This window comes from Streptomyces sp. NPDC004561 (genome assembly GCF_053602155.1).
This window is the reverse complement of the sequence record NZ_JBSGDB010000931.1, coordinates 1-1,136: the sequence shown is the minus strand read 5'-3', so window position 1 is coordinate 1,136 and position 1,136 is coordinate 1. Positions and strand designations below refer to the sequence as shown.

The following is a 1,136-nucleotide window of genomic DNA, read 5'->3' as shown; positions in this document are numbered from 1 at the left end:
GGGAGCTTGAACTCCAGCACCTGTGCCATCAGCCCTCGGCCTCCCACTGCAGCCGCGCCACGGCGTCCAGGATGCGGTCGACGCCGGGCTGTGGTGCTGTCCGGCACGCCGGTGACGGCCGTGGTGCACACGGCCGGCGTCCTCGACGACGGCGTGATCGCCGCGCTCACCCCGGAGCGCATGGAGAAGGTGCTGCGCCCGAAGGCCGACGCCGTGCTCAACCTCCATGAGCTGACGAGCGACCTGTCGGCGTTCGTCGTCTTCTCCTCCGTGTCCGGAATCCTGGGCAGCGCGGGACAGGGCAATTACGCGGCGGCGAACACCTTCCTGGACGCCTTCGCCGAAGCCCGCCGCGCCCGGGGGCTCCCCGCCACGTCGCTGACGTGGGGCCTCTGGGAGCAGGGCAGCGGCATGGCCGACCGGCTCGACCAGGCGGACCTCACCCGGCTGAGGCGGGTGGGCCTGGCCCCGATGGCCGTCGACGAAGGGCTGCGCCTGTTCGACGCGGCGCTGGCCCTGGACCGGGCCGTCGTCGCCCCGCTGCGGCTGGACCTGGGCGGCCTGCGGGGCACGGTGCCGCCGGTCCTGCGAGGGCTGCGCGGTCCCGTACGGGGCACCGCGCGGCGCGCGGCGCAGACCGCGCCGAAGGGATCGCTGGGTCGGCGGCTGGCCGGGCTGCCGGAGGCCGAGCGGGAGCAGATGGTGCTGGACCTGGTGCGTACCGAGGTCGCCGCCGTGCTCGGCCACACCACGGCCCAGGCCGTCCAGCCGGAACACGCCTTCCAGGACGCCGGTTTCGACTCGCTCACCTCGGTGGAACTCCGCAACCGGCTGAACGAGGCGACCGGGCTGCGGCTCCCCGCGACCATGGTCTTCGACCACCCCACGCCCGTCGCGCTCTCCCGCTTCCTGCTGGCCGAGACGCTGGGCGTCCAGGAGCGGTCCGAGGCCCCGGTCGCCGCGGTGACCGGGACGGCGGACGAGCCGATCGCGATCGTGGGCATGGCCTGCCGCTTCCCCGGTGACGTGCGGTCGCCCGAAGACCTGTGGCGTCTCGTCGCCTCCGGCGGCGACGCGATCTCGGGCTTCCCGGAGGACCGCGGCTGGGACGTGGGGAACCTCTACGACCCGGACCC

General features: G+C 74.4%; 1 pseudogene. It reads left to right on the top strand.

The features are described 5' to 3' along the window. Positions 1–87: 87 nt before the first annotated feature. Positions 88–1,136: pseudogene (locus ACWEN3_RS46795) on the top strand (KR domain-containing protein); the annotation flags it as partial.